21 protein-coding genes are annotated in these 20,239 nt (G+C 41.3%); 11 read left to right on the top strand and 10 right to left on the bottom strand.

Annotated features, from left to right (window positions below; translation table 11 throughout):
* The first annotated feature begins 1 nt into the window (after position 1).
* The 4 genes from map (at position 2) to L884_RS0113885 (ending at position 4,987) form a co-directional block, all read left to right on the top strand.
* Positions 2–802, top strand: coding sequence for a type I methionyl aminopeptidase (gene map, locus L884_RS0113900; protein WP_028768062.1), 801 nt, complete (start codon positions 2–4; stop codon positions 800–802).
* A gap of 218 nt (positions 803–1,020) precedes the next feature.
* On the top strand, positions 1,021–3,579 hold the full coding sequence (glnD, locus tag L884_RS0113895) for a bifunctional uridylyltransferase/uridylyl-removing protein GlnD (RefSeq protein ID WP_342665506.1): 2,559 nt from the start codon (positions 1,021–1,023) through the stop codon (positions 3,577–3,579).
* Between the two features lie 35 nt (positions 3,580–3,614).
* Positions 3,615–4,439, top strand: coding sequence for a 2,3,4,5-tetrahydropyridine-2,6-dicarboxylate N-succinyltransferase (gene dapD / locus L884_RS0113890; RefSeq protein WP_028768060.1), 825 nt, complete (start codon positions 3,615–3,617; stop codon positions 4,437–4,439).
* Positions 4,440–4,645: 206 nt separating this feature from the next.
* The gene (locus L884_RS0113885; protein WP_028768059.1) at positions 4,646–4,987 is read left to right on the top strand and encodes a DUF3718 domain-containing protein; all 342 of its coding nucleotides are present in this window, start codon (positions 4,646–4,648) and stop codon (positions 4,985–4,987) included.
* A gap of 58 nt (positions 4,988–5,045) precedes the next feature.
* On the opposite strand, the gene purU is transcribed toward L884_RS0113885, so the two are convergent.
* The 4 genes from purU to L884_RS0113865 all read right to left on the bottom strand — a co-directional run bounded on the left by purU (position 5,046) and on the right by L884_RS0113865 (position 8,195).
* On the bottom strand, positions 5,046–5,879 hold the full coding sequence (purU, locus tag L884_RS0113880) for a formyltetrahydrofolate deformylase (protein WP_028768058.1): 834 nt from the start codon (positions 5,877–5,879) through the stop codon (positions 5,046–5,048).
* 290 nt (positions 5,880–6,169) lie between these two features.
* Positions 6,170–6,634, bottom strand: a complete 465-nt coding sequence (locus tag L884_RS0113875; RefSeq protein ID WP_028768057.1) for a flavodoxin — start codon at positions 6,632–6,634, stop codon at positions 6,170–6,172.
* 356 nt (positions 6,635–6,990) lie between these two features.
* Positions 6,991–7,782: a tRNA pseudouridine(65) synthase TruC gene (truC, locus tag L884_RS0113870; RefSeq protein WP_051435655.1), complete on the bottom strand. Its 792-nt coding sequence runs from the start codon at positions 7,780–7,782 to the stop codon at positions 6,991–6,993.
* Positions 7,783–7,874: 92 nt separating this feature from the next.
* Entirely contained in the window at positions 7,875–8,195 is a 321-nt protein-coding gene (locus L884_RS0113865) for a YqcC family protein (RefSeq protein WP_028768055.1), read from the bottom strand.
* A 124-nt stretch (positions 8,196–8,319) separates the two neighbouring features.
* Here L884_RS0113865 and L884_RS0113860 point away from each other — a divergent pair, with 124 nt between their 5' ends.
* Both L884_RS0113860 and L884_RS0113855 read left to right on the top strand, forming a co-directional pair.
* A complete protein-coding gene (locus L884_RS0113860) occupies positions 8,320–9,333 on the top strand; it encodes a DUF3549 family protein (RefSeq protein WP_028768054.1) in 1,014 nt (337 codons plus the stop codon).
* Complete coding sequence (locus L884_RS0113855) at positions 9,330–9,725, top strand: DUF3301 domain-containing protein (protein ID WP_028768053.1); 396 nt, start codon at positions 9,330–9,332, stop codon at positions 9,723–9,725. Before L884_RS0113860 ends, L884_RS0113855 begins: the two co-directional genes overlap by 4 nt.
* A 1,230-nt stretch (positions 9,726–10,955) precedes the next feature.
* On the opposite strand, the gene L884_RS0113840 is transcribed toward L884_RS0113855, so the two are convergent.
* Positions 10,956–11,288, bottom strand: a complete 333-nt coding sequence (locus tag L884_RS0113840) for an Mpo1-like protein (RefSeq protein WP_051435637.1) — start codon at positions 11,286–11,288, stop codon at positions 10,956–10,958.
* The gene (locus tag L884_RS0113835; protein ID WP_028768051.1) at positions 11,248–11,886 is read right to left on the bottom strand and encodes a GNAT family N-acetyltransferase; all 639 of its coding nucleotides are present in this window, start codon (positions 11,884–11,886) and stop codon (positions 11,248–11,250) included. Before L884_RS0113835 ends, L884_RS0113840 begins: the two co-directional genes overlap by 41 nt.
* A 235-nt stretch (positions 11,887–12,121) precedes the next feature.
* Here L884_RS0113835 and L884_RS0113830 point away from each other — a divergent pair, with 235 nt between their 5' ends.
* On the top strand, positions 12,122–12,370 hold the full coding sequence (locus L884_RS0113830) for a DUF2789 domain-containing protein (RefSeq protein WP_028768050.1): 249 nt from the start codon (positions 12,122–12,124) through the stop codon (positions 12,368–12,370).
* On the opposite strand, the gene L884_RS0113825 is transcribed toward L884_RS0113830, so the two are convergent.
* On the bottom strand, positions 12,371–12,742 hold the full coding sequence (locus L884_RS0113825) for a DUF3192 domain-containing protein (RefSeq protein ID WP_028768049.1): 372 nt from the start codon (positions 12,740–12,742) through the stop codon (positions 12,371–12,373).
* 158 nt (positions 12,743–12,900) lie between these two features.
* On the opposite strand from L884_RS0113825, the gene L884_RS0113820 reads away from it, so the two are divergent.
* Together L884_RS0113820 and L884_RS0113815 are read left to right on the top strand one after the other, a co-directional pair.
* Positions 12,901–13,266, top strand: coding sequence for a hypothetical protein (locus L884_RS0113820; RefSeq protein WP_028768048.1), 366 nt, complete (start codon positions 12,901–12,903; stop codon positions 13,264–13,266).
* Positions 13,257–14,030: a Zn-ribbon-containing protein gene (locus L884_RS0113815; RefSeq protein WP_028768047.1), complete on the top strand. Its 774-nt coding sequence runs from the start codon at positions 13,257–13,259 to the stop codon at positions 14,028–14,030. Before L884_RS0113820 ends, L884_RS0113815 begins: the two co-directional genes overlap by 10 nt.
* Before the next feature lie 109 nt (positions 14,031–14,139).
* Here the strand turns inward: L884_RS0113815 and syd are convergent, their stop codons facing one another.
* Positions 14,140–14,781, bottom strand: coding sequence for a SecY-interacting protein (gene syd, locus L884_RS0113810; RefSeq protein ID WP_028768046.1), 642 nt, complete (start codon positions 14,779–14,781; stop codon positions 14,140–14,142).
* A 59-nt stretch (positions 14,782–14,840) separates the two neighbouring features.
* On the opposite strand from syd, the gene queF reads away from it, so the two are divergent.
* A complete protein-coding gene (gene queF, locus L884_RS0113805) occupies positions 14,841–15,698 on the top strand; it encodes an NADPH-dependent 7-cyano-7-deazaguanine reductase QueF (protein WP_028768045.1) in 858 nt (285 codons plus the stop codon).
* 66 nt (positions 15,699–15,764) lie between these two features.
* Here the strand turns inward: queF and L884_RS0113800 are convergent, their stop codons facing one another.
* Complete coding sequence (locus tag L884_RS0113800; RefSeq protein ID WP_028768044.1) at positions 15,765–16,685, bottom strand: LysR family transcriptional regulator; 921 nt, start codon at positions 16,683–16,685, stop codon at positions 15,765–15,767.
* Between the two features lie 226 nt (positions 16,686–16,911).
* On the opposite strand from L884_RS0113800, the gene L884_RS0113795 reads away from it, so the two are divergent.
* The gene (locus tag L884_RS0113795; protein ID WP_028768043.1) at positions 16,912–18,897 is read left to right on the top strand and encodes an alkyl/aryl-sulfatase; all 1,986 of its coding nucleotides are present in this window, start codon (positions 16,912–16,914) and stop codon (positions 18,895–18,897) included.
* Positions 18,898–18,948: 51 nt separating this feature from the next.
* Here L884_RS0113795 and L884_RS22115 read toward each other — a convergent pair whose 3' ends face one another.
* The gene (locus L884_RS22115; RefSeq protein ID WP_051435636.1) at positions 18,949–19,842 is read right to left on the bottom strand and encodes a 4'-phosphopantetheinyl transferase family protein; all 894 of its coding nucleotides are present in this window, start codon (positions 19,840–19,842) and stop codon (positions 18,949–18,951) included.
* Positions 19,843–20,239 lie beyond the last annotated feature (397 nt).

The raw sequence follows: 20,239 nt of genomic DNA, 5'->3' as shown, positions 1-20,239 counted from the left end.
AATGAGTATAGTAATTAAGACAGCGGAAGAGATCGAAAAAATGCGCGCAGCCGGCAAGCTAGCCGCACAAGTACTTGAGATGATCGCTCCACATGTAGTTGCAGGTGTTACGACCAACCAATTAAATGACATTTGTGCAAAATACACTGAAGAGCAAGGTGCCATTTCTGCTCCACTTGATTACCATGGATTTCCAAAATCAATTTGTACCTCAATTAATGAGGTAATTTGTCACGGGATCCCTGAAGACCGTCCATTGGTTGATGGCGATATTATCAATATCGATATCACTGTTATCAAAGATGGTTACCATGGCGATACCTCTAAAATGTTCTTGATCGGCAACGTTAGCCCTAAAGACACGCGCCTATGCCGCATCGCACAAGAAGCATTATACGCCAGCATTAAAAAAGTTCGCCCAGGTATGAAACTAGGCGAAATCGGTACCCTTATTGAAAAGTTTGTTAAGTCGAAAAAAACTGGCCTTGAGAAGTACAGCATTGTAACTGACTATTGCGGCCACGGCATCGGTGCAGGCTTCCATGAAGAACCGCAAGTGATGCACTACAAAAACAATGATAAAACAGTATTGCGCCCTGGTATGTGTTTCACCATCGAGCCAATGATTAATGCCGGTCGCCATACTAGCGTACTGGATAAAAATGATAACTGGACAGTGACAACTGCCGATGGAAAAAACTCTGCACAGTGGGAACATACTCTTCTTGTCACCCAAACCGGTGTTGAAGTATTAACGCTTCGTGAAGAAGAAACCGAGTTGCCTCGCGTAATTAATCACTAATTACAATTTGAAAAAGCATTTCAAAGGCGTGCCTTAGGCGCGCCTTTTTTGTTTGTGCATTTTGAAATATGAGTAATCAAATACAGCGCAATGACTGCACTAAAATAAAGCATTGCAAACAAAAGCTCATTTAAGCATGACTAATCGTTATAAAGCCCTTTAAATTAGTTTTTTTTGCATAGATAATCGGTGCAACGGATCCGTTTTTGAAAAGAGATTTGATGAATAGTGCTCAGTCAGCCAAACAGGCGTTAATCGAATTAAACCAAACGATACTCGATAGCTTTAATGCAAAATCAGATGTTCGTTCGATAGTGAGCACTCGCTGCCAACATGTCGATAAGTTATTACAACAACAGTGGCACGCCCATCATTTAGAACAGTACCCTATCGCCCTAGTTGCAGTTGGCGGCTACGGCCGTGGCGAACTGCATCCACAATCAGATGTCGATCTTTTATTTCTCACAGAGGCTGAACTTTCAAACGATGCCGAGCAAGCATTGAGTGCTTTTATCGCGTTTATTTGGGATGCTGGCTTAGAAGTTGGGCATAGCGTACGTTCAATTGAACAAACCCTTGAGCAAGGCCGCGCTGATATCACTGTAGCCACTAACTTGCTCGAATCGCGCTTACTTTGTGGTCCTCAAGCGCTTTACACTCTGCTCTATCGCGCTATTCGTCAGGAGGACTTCTGGCCAAGTAGTGAATTTTATCTGGCAAAGAAACACGAGCAAATGACTCGCCATAGCAAAGCCAGCGCCTTCGATTTAGAGCCTAACTTAAAAAGTTGCCCTGGGGGATTGCGTGATATTCAAACCGTCGCTTGGGTTGCCATGCGTCATTTCAATGCCGAAAAGCTAGAAGAACTGGTTCATCACGGCTTTTTAGAGCCAGTTGAACTTGATGAGCTAATGGAAGCACAGCACTTTTTATGGCAATTGCGCTGCTCATTACACTTAATCTCAGGCCGAGACGAAAACCGTTTATTGTTTGACTTGCAGCCTCAAGTTGCCAAATTAATGGGTTATGAAGATGGTACTCAGCTCGCTGTTGAGCAGATGATGAAAAACTATTACCGCACTGTAAGGCGAGTAATGGAGCTCAATCAGATGCTATTACAGCTATTTAAGCGTGCAACCTTAGAGCATGGTAAAACCCTTGATATCGTAGCAATTGATGAGCATTTTCAGCGCCGCGGTAAATTTATCGAAAGCCTCAGTAACGATCTATTCGATAATCCAGAAAACATACTTAAGCTATTTTTGTGGGTAGCAAAAAACTCCAATATTCAAGCTGTATACGCCGCAACGCTACGTAGTTTGCGTCGCGCTCGGCGCGCACAACCTCAAGCGCTGATGTACCATGAATCCTGCCGTAAATTATTTATGCAGATTTTACGTCATCCACGAGGAATAACGGCCTTATCTTTAATGCATAAACACGGCGTATTATCAGCTTATCTGCCGGCATGGCGTGCTATTGAAGGACAAATGCAGTTTGACCTTTTCCATGCCTACACTGTAGATGAACACACCCATAGGTTACTGCTTAATATCGAACGCTTTGCTCAACCAGAACAAAAAGAGGAGTTCCCTTTAGGCTCAGTACTTATCAATCAGCTGCCTAAAAAAGGCTTATTGGTACTTGGCGCTATTTTTCATGATATCGCCAAAGGACGTGGTGGCGATCACAGTAAACTCGGTGCCACTGACGCGTTAGAATTTTGTAAGTTACATGGTATGAATGATCATGATGGTCGTTTAGTCAGTTGGCTCGTAGAAAATCACCTCGTGATGTCGGTAACAGCCCAGCGCCGCGATATATCAGATCCTGATGTGGTTGCTGATTTTGCTGAGCGAGTGCGAGACGCAGTACATTTGAGCTACCTTTACTGCTTAACGGTTGCCGATATTTGCGCAACTAACGAGCGTACTTGGAATAATTGGAAAGGCTCATTACTAAGAGATCTTTACTTTTCGACTCAACGCGTACTTGCCAGAGGTAAAGAAAAGCCCATCGATATTCGTGCCCGCGTTCGTGAACACCAAGCAAAAGCCAAAAAAGAACTGTTACGCCGTGGCATAAAAGAAAAAGATTTAGATGCACTATGGCTGCGCTTTAAAGCTGATTATTTTTTACGTAACCAACCAAACCAGATCGCTTGGCATGCTGAAGCCATCATAAAACATAAACAAGATGAAGCCTTGGTACTCATCTCTAAACATGCAACTCGCGGGGGCACAGAGTTGTTTGTTTATGGCAAAGATAAGCCTAAATTATTCGCCACTGTGATGGCTATTTTAGATAATAAGAATATTACTGTACATGATGCCAGCATTATGACCTCGAAAGACAATTACGCACTAGACTCTTTTGTCATTTTAGAACAAGATGGCCAACCGGTAACTCAGCTATCACGGATCCAAGGGATCAAAAAGACGTTAATCAAAGCGTTAAGTAATGAAACACCAAAGTTGCCAAAGTTTAGAAATCTTTCAAGAAAGATGAAACCTTTTAAAGTTAGGACCCAAGTCAGTTTCCCTACAACCCGAAGCCATGGTAAAAGTATGATGGAGCTAATTGCTCTTGATTCACCTGGGCTACTAGCAAGAGTTGGGGAAGTGCTTTATCGCTGCGAAATAACCTTGCTAGCAGCGAAGATCACCACCATAGGTGAAAGAGCCGAAGATTTCTTTTTGTTGCAAACCGCAGACGGACAACAGTTGGACGAGCAGCAGCAAAACAAATTACGTGAAGCGCTCACTAGCGCTTTATAGACTTTTATATTTAACCGGAATATTGGGAGAAGTTAATGGAGGCTTTACGCCAACGTATTGAGGCGGCTTTTGAAGCACGCGCAGAAATCACTCCAGCAACAGTTGACGCTAGCGTACGTGCTGATGTTGAGAAAGTCATTACAATGCTAGACACTGGTGAAGCCAGAGTGGCTGAAAAAATTGATGGTGAGTGGCACGTACATCAATGGCTAAAGAAAGCAGTACTGCTTTCGTTCCGTATTTTCGATAACCAAGTTATCGACGGTGCAGAAACTAAATACTTCGACAAAGTTCCAATGAAATTTGCTGACTACGATGAAGCTCGTTTTCGTAAAGAAGCGATCCGTGTCGTGCCACCAGCAGCTGTACGTAAAGGTTCATTCATTGCTAAGAACACAGTATTGATGCCATCTTACGTTAACCTAGGCGCATACGTCGATGAAGGCTCTATGGTTGATACTTGGGCGACTGTTGGTTCTTGTGCTCAGATCGGTAAGAACGTTCATCTTTCTGGTGGTGTTGGTATTGGCGGTGTTTTAGAGCCATTACAAGCAGGCCCTACCATTATTGAAGATAACTGCTTTATCGGCGCACGCTCTGAAATTGTAGAAGGCGTGATCGTTGAAGAAGGTTCTGTGATTTCTATGGGTGTGTACATTGGTCAAAGTACACGAATTTTTGATCGTGAAACCGGTGAAATCCATTACGGTCGTGTTCCTGCGGGTTCTGTTGTTGTTGCTGGTAACTTGCCATCGAAGTGCGGCACTTACAGCCTTTATGCAGCCATCATCGTTAAAAAGGTTGATGAAAAAACTCGCGGTAAAGTGGGCATCAACGAACTATTACGCATCGTAGACTAGTTTAGTTCGAGCATGAACCACTAAAAATCCCGCATTTATGCGGGATTTTTGTTTTTATTTATTCACAATTGACATACTTTGTAACCCACAGACACACTCTGTGCTGCTACCAATATCTTGATACAAGTCTCTAGCAATTTTTCAAGCAACTGCTGTAAGTTGCACTTTACTCAAGCATGAACCCCAACATCATGCAGGAGCATAATATGATTAAAACAATCGTTTTGGCTGGAGCTGCCTTAGCTATATCATTCAGCAGTAGCGCAGCAATGTCGCCTCAGATTGAACACACCTTAATTCAAGTCTGTAAAGCAGGAGCAAGTAATAATACTTTTCAGTTTAATAGAACGATGAAAGACTATCGTATCAATAAAAACAGAGTATTCCCTCGCCTAGTTTGTAATGGTGAGAGCTTCTATAACTTTGCAGTCAATGCGGGTGCCGATAAGACAGCTAGAAAAATAGCCCCTTATAACCAAGGTACAGTCACTATTAAAGATCTTGCAGCACTAAAATCCAATACTGACTTATATGTAATTAACTATTAATTGCTAAAACCAGAAGAGGCTCACGCCTCTTTTTTATTATTGGCTTGGTAAACTTTGGTTAAAACACCACTGTTTTATTGCCGTATACGATGACATCTTCATTGATAACCAATTGCAACGCTTTACTCAATACACTTTTCTCTACATCTCTGCCACAACGGGCAAGATCTTCAGCACTATAACTATGATCCACAGGAATCACATCTTGCTTAATGATCGGGCCTTCATCTAAAGAGTCTGTGACAAAGTGCGCTGTGGCACCAATAATTTTAACGCCTCTTTCCCAAGCTTGTTTATAGGGCGAAGCCCCAACAAATGCAGGTAAAAAAGAGTGATGGATATTGATGATTTGACTAGGATATTGACTGACAAACTCAGGCGTAAGAACCCGCATAAACTTGGCTAGTACAATGTAATCTGGTGCATGTTGCGCAATGATTTCAAGTATTTTTGATTCATGTTCGCTGCGGTTTAGGTCTTGATGGCTAACGTAATAAAACGGAATATCAAACTTATCTACCAAAGGTTGTAATACTTGATGGTTACCAATCACTGCAGCAATTTCAATATCAAGTGCACCAGAGTATGACTTAATCAGAATATCACCTAAACAATGAGCCTCTTTGGTCACCATAATCACTACACGCTTTTTACCCGAATCAACCAAACGAATACGGCTACGCTCAGGTAAAATGGCTTGAATGTCATTAGCAAGCGATGGTGAAAAACGCTCCCCTTCAAGCTCTGTACGCATAAAAAATCGCCCCTGAGCATTATCAACAAACTCACTGTTCTTAATAATATTTAGCCCATTGGCAAAACACACTCCGGTTATTTTAGTGATCAGCCCAGAAGCGTCCGCACAATCAATTATTAATACTTTTCTTTGCATAATCCCCTCAAGCTTCTGAAACGTTTTTCTAGCTATACCTTGTGAGCTATCTAGATTCAATATCAGTGCGATATTTACTGAGATCTTAGCCAGTAAACTAAAGATTGTGGAATTATCAGCTATGATAGTTATCAAATTAGCAATAACTTAAAGAGAGTTTTAAATGAGCTTTGACTATCTGATATAAAACGAACCGCTAGGTGAAAAAATTCTTATATTGATGGTATAAAACTGATATGAAAAAGCGCGACTAAAAAGCCGCGCTTCAATTAAGCTAGCATGCATTTTAGTTAAGCTGCGCGCTCTTTAGCGATCAACTCTATCCAATTAGGCAACCAAGCGAGCGCTTCAACCTCTGGCTCCATGGTCTCCCCTGCATCGACCTTAAGGAAATCACCTAAACGTTTAGCACCTAACTCTTCAAAAAGTGCTAAAAACTGCTCACTGGCACCACAGAACGTCTCATAACTCGAATCACCTAAACCAATCAAACCAAACTTCAAATTAGGTAGGTAAGGCGCTTTTTGCTGGATCTCATAAAACCAAGGCTGAATATCATCAGGAATATCTCCCTGACCCGTTGTTGAACACACTATTAGCAATAACTCATTTTCTGGGGGAATAAAGCCGCCAAGTTGGTCTGGTTGATACAGAGTCGCTTCAATACCTGCATCAGTTAACCCTTGCTGTAAATTCTCGGCAACAAATTGGGCACCACCATAAACTGTTCCAAAAACTAGATTCACTTTTTCCATGTTTTACTTCGCCTAAAAGCCATTTAGTTATATCCTTAACATACTGGATCAGCAAACATTGCTGCAAGCCTTTGTAGCAATTATAAGTGACCTCAAAAAGGGCGAACACATGAAGCATTCTTGTCGACAAAGGCACCGTAAACATCTTCAACGTAGTGCTCATATTCGAAGAATGTGCTATTTCAATACAATACAATGTTTTAAGTCTGCGCAGGCGACAATAAACGACGACAATGAAAGTCGGGATATAACCAGTAGCTTCAGCCCGTTTCCCAGTAAAGCTAATCAAGTGAAGCCATAAAAAAGCTGGAGTCTTAACAAGTACTCCAGCTTATTCAATTAGCGTTTATTATCGGCTAAACAAACTCAATTGATAATTTGTCAGTTGCTAACTCTGTATCACTCCAACCAAGGCCAGTGAACAAATCTAGCCACTCTTGTTCTAGCTCTGTTTCAACACTAATACGCTCACCAGTTCTTGGGTGATTGAAGCTCAACTTCTTCGCTATCAACCACAAGCGGTTAACGCCAAAATGAGTGCGGAAGAACTTATTCTGCTTACCATCTCCATGGGTTGTATCCCCAAGGATTGGATGGCGTAAGTGAGCCATGTGTCGTCTTAACTGATGTTTGCGACCAGTATGTGGAGATAGATGCACTAAACCATAACGACTAGTTGGATAGCGACCCGAAGCATAAGGGATCTCACTATTTAGCAGTGGTTTATATGAGGTAACTGCATCTTGGGCTGCTTTATTAGGATCCACATCTTTATCACCCAAATCATCCAGTTCCTCTTTTAACGGGTAATCAAGGGTCGCAGCTTGGTGCATATTCCCCCTAACTATCGCCAAATACTCTTTATCAACTGTGTGCGCAGCAAACTGTTCACATAATACATTGGCCATTTCACTGCTTTTAGCAAACAGTAAAATACCTGATGTTGGTCTATCTAACCTATGTACAGGGAACACATGGCAACCAACAAGATCACGGGTTAATTGCATGGCAAAAAAACGTTCGCGACGAGCAAGGTAGCTGCGGTGAACTAATAGCCCGGCAGGCTTGTGGATCACAACCACATCGTCATCTTCAAATAATATTTCAATATGCGGCGCAACTTCTTGCTCTTCATTTGCATCCGCCATCTCAATAGGCTGTTGCTCAATCAAAGTCGCATTTTGCTGCTCGGTGAGTTGTGTGATTTTATCACTCATTAAAAAGCTCTCTTATTAACCGACTATCTCGCCTTACTAACAAGCCTATCTAACTCTGCAAGAAGCGAAATAATATTCTGGTAGTTAGTTTTATCAGCCCAAACATGCTCAGCCATCGGTGCAACACTCATTGCGGCGGGCAACGACATACCGTTATCTAGCAAATAATGCATTTTTGGTAAAAATATAAACTGCAGCCATTGCTCAAATGGCATTGCATCACAGGCAAAAGGCGCTGTACTTGCCAAGGCTTGCTCACTTGGCGGCGTTTCACTTAATAAGCCCTGCTTTGCAAGCTCACCCTCTAAAATTCGTAACTTATTTCGCGTGCTATCTGCTACCAAACTCGCCTCTCTCAACGTAGTTTAAAGTCACTATGCTCAGCGTTGGAAAATTAACGCGCGATGATACCATCTGTTCAGAGTTATCCCTATAATATGCGCTAATTTTCCTACACTCGATAACGATATGACACAAATAACGACCCTAAGCGACTTTTTAAAAACGGCTAATACTCAATTCCAAGTCTATGACATGGGGCGTCGAGTACAACATATCGATATGATGGCGTTTCATCAGATAGAAGAATTACATTGTCCTTATCCATCGCCAATTCAAGGACATGCGCAATTTGCAATCGTATTCTGGGACGCCAGTCAGCAACATTATATTTGGTTTATTAAACTGCCTCTTGATGAACGCGGATTACTGTCTCCAGCGCCACGGATCCAGTTTATTAAGATGATTGTTGAAGCATTAGGCCGAGATCCTACCCAGCCATTAACCGAACAACAGCAAGAACAGATGGCCAACCACCCATTTAATTTTAAGCCAACTCAAGAAAAACTTGCGGTATTTAATGCACTAGTAAGAAAGCAATTAGGCCAAAAAGCATCACCGCAATATGAGTTTGCTTATCAATATCTATCAGGCCAATACCCGAGTGAACAATGGCAAAATATTGGCTTACAGGGTATTGCTGATGTCTGCGTAAGAAGCCAACAACTGGATCATCAAGATATCTTAGCTAAAGGTTTTGATAACTGGGCGTTAGAAGTAAAAATTGCCGTTTGTCAGTGTTTAGAACACTTAAATATTGATGAGTCGTTAGCACAAAAGCTAGTTGAACATCTGCAAGCTGCAAAAGTTGAAAATAAGCCATTTTTCCTGAGAGGAATTGCATCACAAACTAAACTCAGCCAGCAAGCAATCGCTGAATTAGATGCAGCTAACCAGCTCGGCGATGAAATGCTAGTGACCATTGCAGCCCGAAACTGGTCAGCCTTAAAAGATGAGCAAACTCTCACTATCTACTTAGAAGCCTTAGCAAAACAGCCGCAGCACTTCTTTAACCAGATTTTTGCTGATATTGTGGCGATACCATTAATTCGCACGCAGCTTCTTGGGCAACTGCGAAACCCTAACCGCAGCGCAGAGCTTGCAGCTGCAATTGGCGGACTTTTCAAGGTAACAAAAGGATGATGACTGATTTTTTGATAATTGCCGCAGTAGTCATGATTGCTGCATTTTTTTGGCAATTGCGACAAATGGCTGAGCTAAGCCGAATATTTGCCAATAAAGAGTGTAAAAAGCAGAAAGTTCAATTACTTGCAATCGCTCAAGAATCTGCAAAGCCTAGCTTAGGTGGCAGTAGTGGCCTCACTTGGAAAGTCAAATACCTATTTGAGTTTAGCACCGACGGTATCAACCAATATCGTGGCAGTCTGTGGATGCACGGTAAGAAAATCCAAAAAATTCAATGGCCAATCTTCCCTGAGCCTGAATGGCATGAGGCACCTGAAGCAAGAGGCTCGGTTGGTGGCGGTTGTGGCGGTCGCTCTCGCGGTAATTGTAGCTCAGGTGGCTGTAAGTAGGTTTTAAGCAAGGATAGTCGGCAAAACTAGCTAAAAAACTAGAAGCTCATAGAAAAGTAAAGGCACGGCCCCGAAGGGTCGTGCCTTTTCTATCATTGTGTAAGCTCATCCCGCTATATATGAGTGCTCCCTGCACCATCCTTGCGTAACTTTGCTCCTGCATCTTCCTTATCCAATGCTTCCATGTACTTTACAGTACGATTCCTTTCTCTTGATAATTCCTGTATCAAGCATACTCAACCTTGAGCGTGTCCCGTTTCTTCCTTGAGCATCCTTTCAGCTACTGTCCTTAGCATGTACCTTCCTAGGTAACACAGTCCATCCTGGATTATTTGGCTATCCTCTAGCTGTTGTGGCAATCCATCCTTAATCGCCTCCTTGATTTTCATCCTTTAAGTGCCATTCCATCGACACTGTGTTTATCCCTAAACCTTATTACTTCCTAACGTGCTTCCTAGCACAATTAAATAATAGACCAAAACATCCACCTTGATCTTGAGCTGAACATTTATTTAACATGCACTTTAATATTAAATTGCAGATGAAAACAAATAAGTTGCTGTATTTATTAATTTAAAATTAATTTAAGCAGATAAATCACTGATACTAAGTATGTATTTCTTACGAGCTTGTAGGAGATCTCTTACAAACATGCGAGCAATTGCGTTCAAATGACTATTAACACAAAGTAAGGGCGCACCTAATGGTGCGCCCTTGGTACTGCTTTATTTTAGCTTTCCCGCTATATTATGTGCATTCCCTGCATCATCCTTGGCTAACTTGCTTCCTGCTTCTTCCTTGTAACTCCCTGTATATCCTTGTACTTGCGTACCGAATCCTTTCATTAGCTTTCCCTAAGCTAAACTCCTCATCCTGAGGTTGTCCTAGTAGCATCCTGCTAATTATCTTCAGCTAATCTACATTCTTAATCCTTTAACGCACTTAGCTCAAAATAATGAAACATCTTACAAAAAACCGATTAAAACCAAATCCTTTCAGTTCAAATCAATTTCTGGTTCCCAGTTTACCTAATTAGGCGTACTTGTTTTGACAAAAAACACCAACAAACAAAGAGACAACAATGACGCAACAAGAGATTTTTACGTTAAACCTCTAATATTAAACAGTTTAATATCTATTGAACGCTCTATACAGCCAATAAACCTATCGATATCCCACACCATCGTAAGAGATCTCGCACAAACAAATTATCTCAATGTGAATTCAAGCTTAATTTCGTTTGGTTATCGCTTGAAACAACATCACCCAATCAGCCATAAAACTATACAAAGGGTACTCAAAAGTAGCAGGACGATTCTTCTCAAACACAAAATGACCAACCCATGCAAACCCATAACCAATAACAGGTAAAAGCAACATCAAGCTCCAGCGCTGACTCAAGCAAATATAGGCAAACAACATTATGACTAAACTGCTACCTATATAATGCAAAACACGGCAAATTTTGTGCTGGTGCTGAGATAAGTAAAATGGGTAAAACTCGCTAAAAGTCTGATAACCTTTATTCACTACTAGCCCCCTTATAAAACAGTAATTCTCCATCCACTTTGCCGATTGCAAGTGACTCAATTTTTTCAAAATGGTGACTAGAAAATAGCTCAATATGTTGTTGATGATTAGCAAACACACCTATCCCATCTAAATGAGGTTGTTCGTCACACCAACTCAGAACGGCATTAATTAACTTACTACCGTAACCTTTGCCTTGCTCTACATTTGCGATGGCAATAAATTGCAACACACCACACTGGCTACTAGGCAAACTTTCTATAATTTGGGTTTCCTTATTCATCAATGCTTGAGTTGAGTACCATCCAGTACTAAATAACATTTTCAAGCGCCAATGCCAGAAGCGAGCCTCTCCTAGGGGAAGCTGCTGAGTAACGATACAAGCAACACCAATAAGCCTCTCACCAACAAACATCCCTATCAATGCTTGCTCTTGCTGCCAGAGTTCATTGAGTTCTTCCCTGATCGCCCCGCGAAGCTTTTGTTCGTACTGAGCTTGGTCGCCACTAAAAAGCGTGTCGATAAAAAAAGGATCGTCATGATAAGCGTTATAGATAATTGAAGCGGCAATGCGCAGGTCTTCTGCCGTGAGATATACTGCGCGGCACTCTTCCATGGCTTGTTGTTCCATTGTTGTGGTCCTTGCTTTTTTCACACAATACCAATGTAACAAGAATGTAAATAAGTGCAATTAATAATCAACTATCGTTCCGATAACCGCACTCGCTGAGTACAGATTTTACAGAGATATAATTGATAAATAGATAAACTGAACGAAGAAGTCGTAAATAATGAAGCATGACTTTTCAACAACTAATTAAGTTATCGTCCATACTAAATAGAGGGTACTTTGAAATGAGTCTGCTATGGATACCACACCGCAAGATCTACCTCATCTTTTTTCACAATTAGGACTAGCGAATGACGATGAGGCTATCGAAAAGTTTATTCACGAGCATCAATTACCTAGTAATATATTGCTACAACAAGCGGCTTTTTGGACGGTGTCTCAAAAACATTTTTTAGCGGAGTCGTTAAATGAAGATGCCCAATGGACAGAAGTTATCGATCAATTGGACACCTTATTAAGACAAACTAAAAGCAAAACTTTGTAGCTAAATCTTGCTGTAAGCCATTTCGCCCCAGCCTACAACAGCGTTATTGCTAATCACAACTGGTGTACATTCATCTTTAGTCGTTTTACCGTCACCTTGTGTGCGTTGAGTCCGATAAAAAAGAACATAAACTTCTTTGTCAGCTTGGATATAGGCTTCATTAAAGTCAGCTGTACCCATTAATGTAACGACCTGCTCTTTACTCATTCCTAAAGATATTTTAGCTAAATTATCACGATTTTTATTTTGTGTTTTTTCCCATCCGCCATGGTTATCCCAATCAGATTCACCATCACCAACATTGACCACACAGCCGGTTAGCCCTAAGCTTGCAATCCCAAAAAACACTAAACTTAATAATTTGTTTTTCATTTTTAACTTCCTGTTATGACGTTTATTTTTTGTTTTGATAAAGCAACTAGCATGCCAAAACACAAGTTATTGTTTTAAGTGATTTTATTTGTTTTAACACGTTTTTAGTTTTCGAACTGTTTGATAAAAATGCTAATTTTTAAGGAATTTGACTAATAATGACTCCTATTGAGCAAGTGCTAACCGCAGCCAAAAAAATCTATAATGACGGCAGAGAGCCTACATTAGCATTAATTAAAACTAAACTTGGTAATAGCATTCCAATGAGAGAGCTCATCCAAGGGTTACAACAATTCAAATCTATGACCGAAGCAGACAAGCAAGCAATACCTGCTGATTTAGCATCTACAAGTCCCTCAAATAATGAGCGAACAAACTTATCCCAAGCCGAACAGGCTGATAGAATTGTGCAGTTAGAAACAGCGCTTAATGAGTTAAAAGCCGAATTCATTACACTTAAAAGCCAATTTGAAGAATTACAACAAAGCCAAATGAAACAAGAGCGTGATACCCAATGCATGTAATTGAGCTTAGATTTGAATGTTTTGACAACACCACAATTACCGCTGCTGAGAAAGCAATAAATGGTTTACTCGAAGCGTATCGTGCGAATGGGCAAGTGCTAGGACGAGAGTTTGCGGTAGCTTTTAATGAAGGTGAATTCAAAGCCCGCATGTTAACCCCAGAAAAAAGCAGCTTAGCTAAACGTTTTAATAGCCCTTGGGTTAATGCAGCACTCAACCAACTCACTGAAGCCAAACTGCTAGCACCACGCGAGAAATATATTGGCCAAGACATAAACTCTGAAGTCTCTAGCCAAGACACACCAAGCTGGCAACTGCTTTATACCAGTTATGTCCATATGTGCTCTCCGCTCAGAAATGGCGATACCTTGCAGCCTATTCCGCTGTATCACATTCCAGCAACGGCGAATGGCGATCATAAACGCATGATCCGTTGGCAAACCGAGTGGCAAGCATGTGATGAATTACAAATGGCGGCTGCAACTAAGGCTGAATTTGCCGCACTTGAAGAATTAACTAACCACCAAAGCGATCTATTTAGACGAGGCTGGGATCTACGTGGCAGAGTCGAATATCTAACGAAAATCCCAACCTATTACTATCTATATCGCGTCGGTGGAGAAAGCTTAGCAGCTGAAAAACAACGAGCCTGCCCTAAGTGTGGCAGTAAAGAGTGGCTACTAGATGAGCCTTTATTAGATATGTTCCATTTTCGCTGCGAGCCGTGCCGCATAGTGTCTAACATCTCTTGGGATCATTTATAATACCAATTGATATAAAGCAGCACTTGTCACGTTAGAGTTTAGCCACCATAAATAAAAATGGCGCCTATCTACTTCTCCTAGATAAGCGCCATTTAGATATAACAGCAGATTATTTTCCGCGTAAATTAGCCCACATGATTTTCATTCTTTGCCAAATACCTGGATGCTCTAATTGTGGCATTGGTTCCTCAACGGGTTTAATCGCAGGGGTAACTTTTGGAGTTAATTGACTTATAAATTCATCTAGACTGTCACTTAATTTTACAGTCTGTACCTCTCCAGCAACTTCAATCCATACGCTGCCATCATTATTATTAACTGTCAGCATTTTATCTTCTTCATCTAAAATACCAAAAAACCAAGTCGCTTCTTGCTTCAGCTTTTTCTTCATCATTAGGTGACCAATGATATTCTGCTGCAAGTATTCAAAATCCGTTTGGTTCCATACTTGAATAAGCTCACCCGCTCCCCAAGGAGAATCAAAAAACACTGGCGCAGAAAAATGTTTGCCAAAAAATGAATTGATCTCTGCCGATAAAGTTAACTCAAGCGCAGATTCAACATTGGTAAACTCTCCAGACTGTTGGCGAACAACGGCTTGCCAAAACACAGCCCCATCAGCGCCCGCTTCAGCAATAACACAGTCAGATGTTTGTCCTTGAGGGTAATATCTTGGCTGTTCACCAAGCTTATCCATATAGGCTTGTTGATATTTAGATAAAAAAAGATCTAAAGCAGGTAAAGAAGACACTTAAGCCAGTTCCAAAATCAGTTATAATAGGGGTCTATTTTGACATGGAAACCGTATTGATGACACAACATCATGATCCCTACAGTAACGCCCCCGAACTTTCAGAATTAACCTTAGGAAAGTCGACAGGTTATCAAGAGCAGTATGATGCATCTTTACTACAAGGCGTACCACGCAAATTAAATCGTGATGCCATTGGCCTCACCAATGAACTACCGTTTCATGGTTGCGATATTTGGACTGGTTATGAATTGTCTTGGTTAAATGCCAAAGGCAAACCTATGGTTGCGATTGCTGACTTTAATCTGAGTTTTGATAGCAAAAACCTGATTGAGTCTAAATCATTCAAACTTTATCTGAATAGCTACAACCAAACACGTTTTGATAGTGTGCAAGCAGTTCAACAGCGCTTAACTGAAGATTTAAGTGCCTGCGCCGAAGGTGAAGTGAGCGTTAAGGTTATCGAGCCTAAACAGTTTAATCACCTACGAGTCGTTGATATGCCTGGTAACTGTATTGACGACTTGGATATCGAAGTTGATGACTATAGCTTTAATCCAGACCATCTAGCCGATAGTGTTGATGAAAAAGTCATGGTAGCTGAAACCCTGACCTCAAACCTATTGAAGTCAAACTGTTTAATCACCTCTCAGCCTGACTGGGGTACAGTGATGATCCGCTATCAAGGACCAAAGATTGATCGTGAAAAACTGCTAAGATATTTAATCTCATTCAGGCAGCACAATGAGTTTCACGAACAATGCGTAGAGCGTATTTTCGTTGATCTTAAACGCTTCTGCCAATGCGCTAAACTAACTGTTTATGCTCGTTACACCCGTCGTGGTGGTTTGGATATTAATCCATATCGTAGTGATTTTGAGCAACCAGCCGAAAACCAACGTTTAGCTCGTCAGTAATCAAGCCTCAATAATTACCTGTAGTGCTAAGCATTACAGGTATTTTTTTGCCTACTATTCGATTATTTAAAAACGATCACTCCGAAGTGCTATCGCTCGATTTAACAAGCCTCTTAACCAAATATTGGCTGGATTTTGTTGTAATTTATGGCTCCAAACCATGTGGTATTCAATCGGCTCTGTATCAAATGGCAGCTCAAATACCTGTAAACCAAACATCTGTGCATACTCATCAGCATAGGACTTAGAAGCAATAGCTAAGGCATCACTTTTAGAAGCTAAAGCCATCATACTTAAAATTGATGATTGTTCGCTGTACATCTTGCGCGCGGGTAAAACCTGCTTAGTCAGCAGATCGGCAACACTTAAATTATCGCGGCGCATCTTAAAGATGATGTGTTTTTCATTAAAGTACTGCTCATGTGTGATACTGCCTTTAATCCGCGGATGCGCTTTCCTTGCGACACATACCAATTTGTCTTGCATCACCTTTTCACTTTTAAAAGAGCTCGATTCAGGCAACCAAATATCTACGGCTAAATCGACTTTTTGCAACTGCAAATCCATCTGCAGTTCCTCCTCAATAAGTGGCGGCTCACGAAACACAATACTCATCGACAAGTTATCAAGTAAGCGCTCTACAACAGACTGTAGTAAAAGAATTGCCGACTCACTAGCATAAACATAGAAAGTTCGCTCGCTGGCGCTGGCGTCAAATAACTCAAAGCTAGTAGCAACCTGCTCCACCTCTGACATAGGTGCAGCTAATTGCTGATATAAATTCATCGCACTTGCTGTAGGTTTAACTCCCCTGCCAACCCGAATAAACAACTCTTCTCCCATTGTGCTTTTCAGTCTAGAGATAGCGTTGCTAACTGAAGACTGAGTTAAATCAAGCTCTTCAGCTGCTCGGCTAAAGGACGAGGTACGATAAACCGCGGTAAAAATTCGAAATAAATTCAAATCAAATGCTTTTTGCTGCGACATAAATCTAATCACTCCTTTGCCCAAACAGAAAGGCTCAATTAAGTCGATTATTTAACACCTACACATTCATAATATAAATATTAAATCTTAAGTTAGCGCTAATTATTAATCAGTTCAAGTTACCTATACTGACCTCAATTAAGCAAATGTCTCATCGGTTGCAACAAGATATTTAACACATGAGGCATCAAAGCTTTGAACTGAGTCAATCTTACGAGGCTAACCTATGAAACAGACTTTAATCGCCATCTCAATCATGTCGGTATTCTCATTCAATGTACTAGCAGCTCAACATGAGCATGACCACATCACAGTGCATTACCAAGGTAAAGAAGCGACAGAACATACCATTGCCCACAACAAGGCGATAGCCGAGACACTTAACTTTGCTGATACCCGTGCATTTGAGCAATCTTCTAAAAACTTAGTCGCAAAATTTGATAAAGCGACAGCTGAGATCTTGCGTGCTGAATTTGCCTTTATTAGCGATGAGATCCCAGACTCAGTTAACCCATCATTATATCGCCAAGCTCAACTTAATATGGTGCCTAATGGCCTATACAAAGTCAGCGAAGGAATTTATCAAGTGCGTGGTACCGACTTGTCTAACCTCACACTTCTCCGCAGCGACAACGGCTGGATAGCTTACGATGTATTGCTCACTAAAGAAGCAGCAAAAGCTTCGCTAAAGTTTGCGCTAAAGAACCTACCAAAAGATGGTGATTTACCCGTTGTGGCAATGATTTACTCCCATAGTCATGCGGATCACTTTGGTGGTTCTCGTGGTGTTCAAGAGATGTTCCCCAATGTTAAAGTCTACGGTTCAGATAACATCACTAAAGAAATTGTCGATGAAAACGTACTTGCTGGTAACGCTATGAGCCGCCGCGCTGCATATCAGTACGGGGCAACGCTGGGTAAACATGATCACGGTATTGTTGATGCAGCCCTTGGCAAGGGCCTATCAAAAGGCGAAATCACCTACGTCGCACCAGACTACACGTTAAACGGTGAAGGCAAGTGGGAAACATTGACTATTGATGGTCTAGAAATGGTGTTTATGGACGCCTCTGGTACCGAAGCCGAGTCTGAAATGATCACTTATATTCCATCAAAGAAAGCGCTATGGACTGGCGAGCTAACTTACCAAGGCATGCACAATATCTACACACTGCGCGGTGCTAAAGTACGTGATGCGCTCAAGTGGTCAAAAGACATTAATGAAATGATTAACGCCTTTGGTCAAGATGTCGAAGTATTGTTTGCCTCTCACTCAGCACCGGTGTGGGGGAATCAAGAGATCAATGCGTTCTTACGTTTACAACGAGACAACTACGGCTTAGTACACAATCAAACCTTGAGACTCGCTAACGACGGTGTAGGCATTCAAGATATTGGCGATGCAATTCAAGACACCATTCCTGAGTCAATTTATAACGCATGGCACACCAATGGCTACCATGGTACCTACAGTCATAACGCCAAGGCAGTTTATAACAAATACCTAGGTTACTTTGATATGAATCCAGCTAATCTCAATCCGCTACCCACCAAGCAGGAGTCTGCCAAGTTTGTTGAGTACATGGGCGGTGCAGATGCAGCAATAAAACGCGCTAAAGACGACTACGCCCAAGGGGAATACCGCTTTGTTGCTACCGCATTAAATAAGGTTGTAATGGCAGAGCCTGAAAATGACGCAGCTCGTCAATTACTAGCCGATACGTATGAGCAACTTGGCTATCAAGCTGAAGGCGCAGGTTGGAGAAATATCTACTTAACTGGCGCCCAAGAGCTACGTGTCGGTATTCAAGCTGGCGCCCCTAAAACGGCATCAGCAGATGTGATCAGTGAGATGGACATGCCAACACTATTTGATTTCCTTGCAGTCAAGATTGACAGCCTAAAGGCTGCAAAACACGGACTCGTTAAGATGAATGTGATTACACCTGATACCAAAGACATTCTCTATATAGAGTTAAGCAACGGTAACTTAAGCAACGCAGTGGTCGACAAAGAGCAAGCTGCCGACGCCAACCTTATCGTCAATAAAGCTGATGTAAATCGTATTCTACTAGGGCAAGTCACACTAAAAGAGTTGCTAGCAAATGGCGATGCCAAACTTACAGGCGACAAATCAGCCTTTAGTAAAATAGCAGAGAGTATGGTGGAGTTTAATCCAGCATTTGAGATTGTACCGACTCCTGTACACTAAATATTATAGCTAATACTTAAACTAAAAACGGGGCCATGATGCCCCGTTTCATCATTTGTAAACTGTTAATAATTCATTTAAGTTCATTTGCTTAGCGTTTAAATTGAGTTTATCACAGCCGCCAACACTGACCGCAAAGCGATAATCTTCATCTAAGTGACCAAGCACACACTGCCAGTTTTTAGCAGCGCTTATGCCGTCTTCTGATATTTGCCCAAGCACTGGCTCATCTATCTGGTTATCATTTAATAAATTTAGCTGTATCTGACTATTAAGATCTATACCGACCGGCTTAATAACTGCTTGTGGACTATCACTTTGGCCAAGCTGCAGCGGCAAGCTACTTTTAACTGCCGTTGAAAAATCAAAAGCAAAAGACTTAAGTGATAAAGCAAGACCAAGCCCTTTGGCTTTTATATAAGATTCCTTAAGCGCCCATAAATCAAAAAAACGATCTCGCTGTAATGCCTCTGGTAACGCTAACAAGGCTCTTTTTTCAGGTTCAGAAAAGTAATGACTCAATATCGAGTGAATGTTAGTCGTGCTGCGACATCGCTCTATGTCGACGCCAAATTCGACAGCATCGAGTTCATTATTGGCCGTTTTAGGTACACAGATGCCAACCAATAGCCAAGCACCACTGTGACTCAAATTAAAATGAATACCAGTTTGCTCAAATTGGGGATCTGTTAATCTCGGCTTCCCTTTATCACCATATTCAAAACACCACTCATTGGGCAATAAATCACTGTGCCGCGAAAGTATGCCACGTAGATAGCCCCTCACCATTAGTCCTTGGGCTTTAGCCTCTTGTTTAATGTAACGGTCAACCTTGATCAATTCGTCTTCAGGCAACCAAGACTTCAACAATTCAGAGGCTTGGCTATCACACGCTTTTATGGTTAACGGACAAAAGTAAAGGTTGATCGAATAAGATTCTGACAAGAGATCCTCTATCACAAACTGGTCTTGTCACTATTGTGACTTGTTTACTTTGAAAAAACAGCAACCTAACTAAAGAAAGTTATTATTAGACCAACGCTGCCACTAGTAAATGTTATCAGCACAAATAGCATTTGCTACCTACAAACACTCTTTGAGTAAGCAAAGTGTAAATATATATTTATCAAACATAGCTCACACTTTTTATTTCACCCTTGATTTTACTACATAAAATATCACTTTAGCGCACAAGTGTTCTCTCAATCTGGTCGTATCTGTGATTAATCAGTCCCAGGTGATTGTATTGCCACATCAGCTCAGGTAGTCTGCTCTGCCATTAGCTAAAGAATATTGACTAAATAACGGTAAAATGTGGCTTAGCGCTAAGTTCATCTTTACT

Source organism: Shewanella fidelis ATCC BAA-318, from assembly GCF_000518605.1.
Lineage (GTDB): Bacteria > Pseudomonadota > Gammaproteobacteria > Enterobacterales > Shewanellaceae > Shewanella > Shewanella fidelis.
Note: the sequence above shows the minus strand (reverse complement) of the source record. Positions and strands in the feature narration are given on the sequence as shown.

Coding starts and splice junctions, on each gene's coding strand:
- queF (WP_028768045.1), top strand. CDS start 14,841: ATGACACAACATCATGATCCCTACAGTAACGCCCCCGAACTTTCAGAA.
- L884_RS0113860 (WP_028768054.1), top strand. CDS start 8,320: ATGACACAAATAACGACCCTAAGCGACTTTTTAAAAACGGCTAATACT.
- L884_RS0113795 (WP_028768043.1), top strand. CDS start 16,912: ATGAAACAGACTTTAATCGCCATCTCAATCATGTCGGTATTCTCATTC.
- L884_RS0113830 (WP_028768050.1), top strand. CDS start 12,122: ATGGATACCACACCGCAAGATCTACCTCATCTTTTTTCACAATTAGGA.
- L884_RS0113840 (WP_051435637.1), bottom strand. CDS start 11,288: ATGGAGAATTACTGTTTTATAAGGGGGCTAGTAGTGAATAAAGGTTAT.
- L884_RS0113825 (WP_028768049.1), bottom strand. CDS start 12,742: ATGAAAAACAAATTATTAAGTTTAGTGTTTTTTGGGATTGCAAGCTTA.
- L884_RS0113885 (WP_028768059.1), top strand. CDS start 4,646: ATGATTAAAACAATCGTTTTGGCTGGAGCTGCCTTAGCTATATCATTC.
- L884_RS0113815 (WP_028768047.1), top strand. CDS start 13,257: ATGCATGTAATTGAGCTTAGATTTGAATGTTTTGACAACACCACAATT.
- truC (WP_051435655.1), bottom strand. CDS start 7,782: ATGGCGGATGCAAATGAAGAGCAAGAAGTTGCGCCGCATATTGAAATA.
- L884_RS0113820 (WP_028768048.1), top strand. CDS start 12,901: ATGACTCCTATTGAGCAAGTGCTAACCGCAGCCAAAAAAATCTATAAT.
- dapD (WP_028768060.1), top strand. CDS start 3,615: ATGGAGGCTTTACGCCAACGTATTGAGGCGGCTTTTGAAGCACGCGCA.
- purU (WP_028768058.1), bottom strand. CDS start 5,879: ATGCAAAGAAAAGTATTAATAATTGATTGTGCGGACGCTTCTGGGCTG.
- map (WP_028768062.1), top strand. CDS start 2: ATGAGTATAGTAATTAAGACAGCGGAAGAGATCGAAAAAATGCGCGCA.
- L884_RS0113855 (WP_028768053.1), top strand. CDS start 9,330: ATGATGACTGATTTTTTGATAATTGCCGCAGTAGTCATGATTGCTGCA.
- L884_RS0113800 (WP_028768044.1), bottom strand. CDS start 16,685: ATGTCGCAGCAAAAAGCATTTGATTTGAATTTATTTCGAATTTTTACC.
- L884_RS0113835 (WP_028768051.1), bottom strand. CDS start 11,886: ATGGAACAACAAGCCATGGAAGAGTGCCGCGCAGTATATCTCACGGCA.
- L884_RS0113875 (WP_028768057.1), bottom strand. CDS start 6,634: ATGGAAAAAGTGAATCTAGTTTTTGGAACAGTTTATGGTGGTGCCCAA.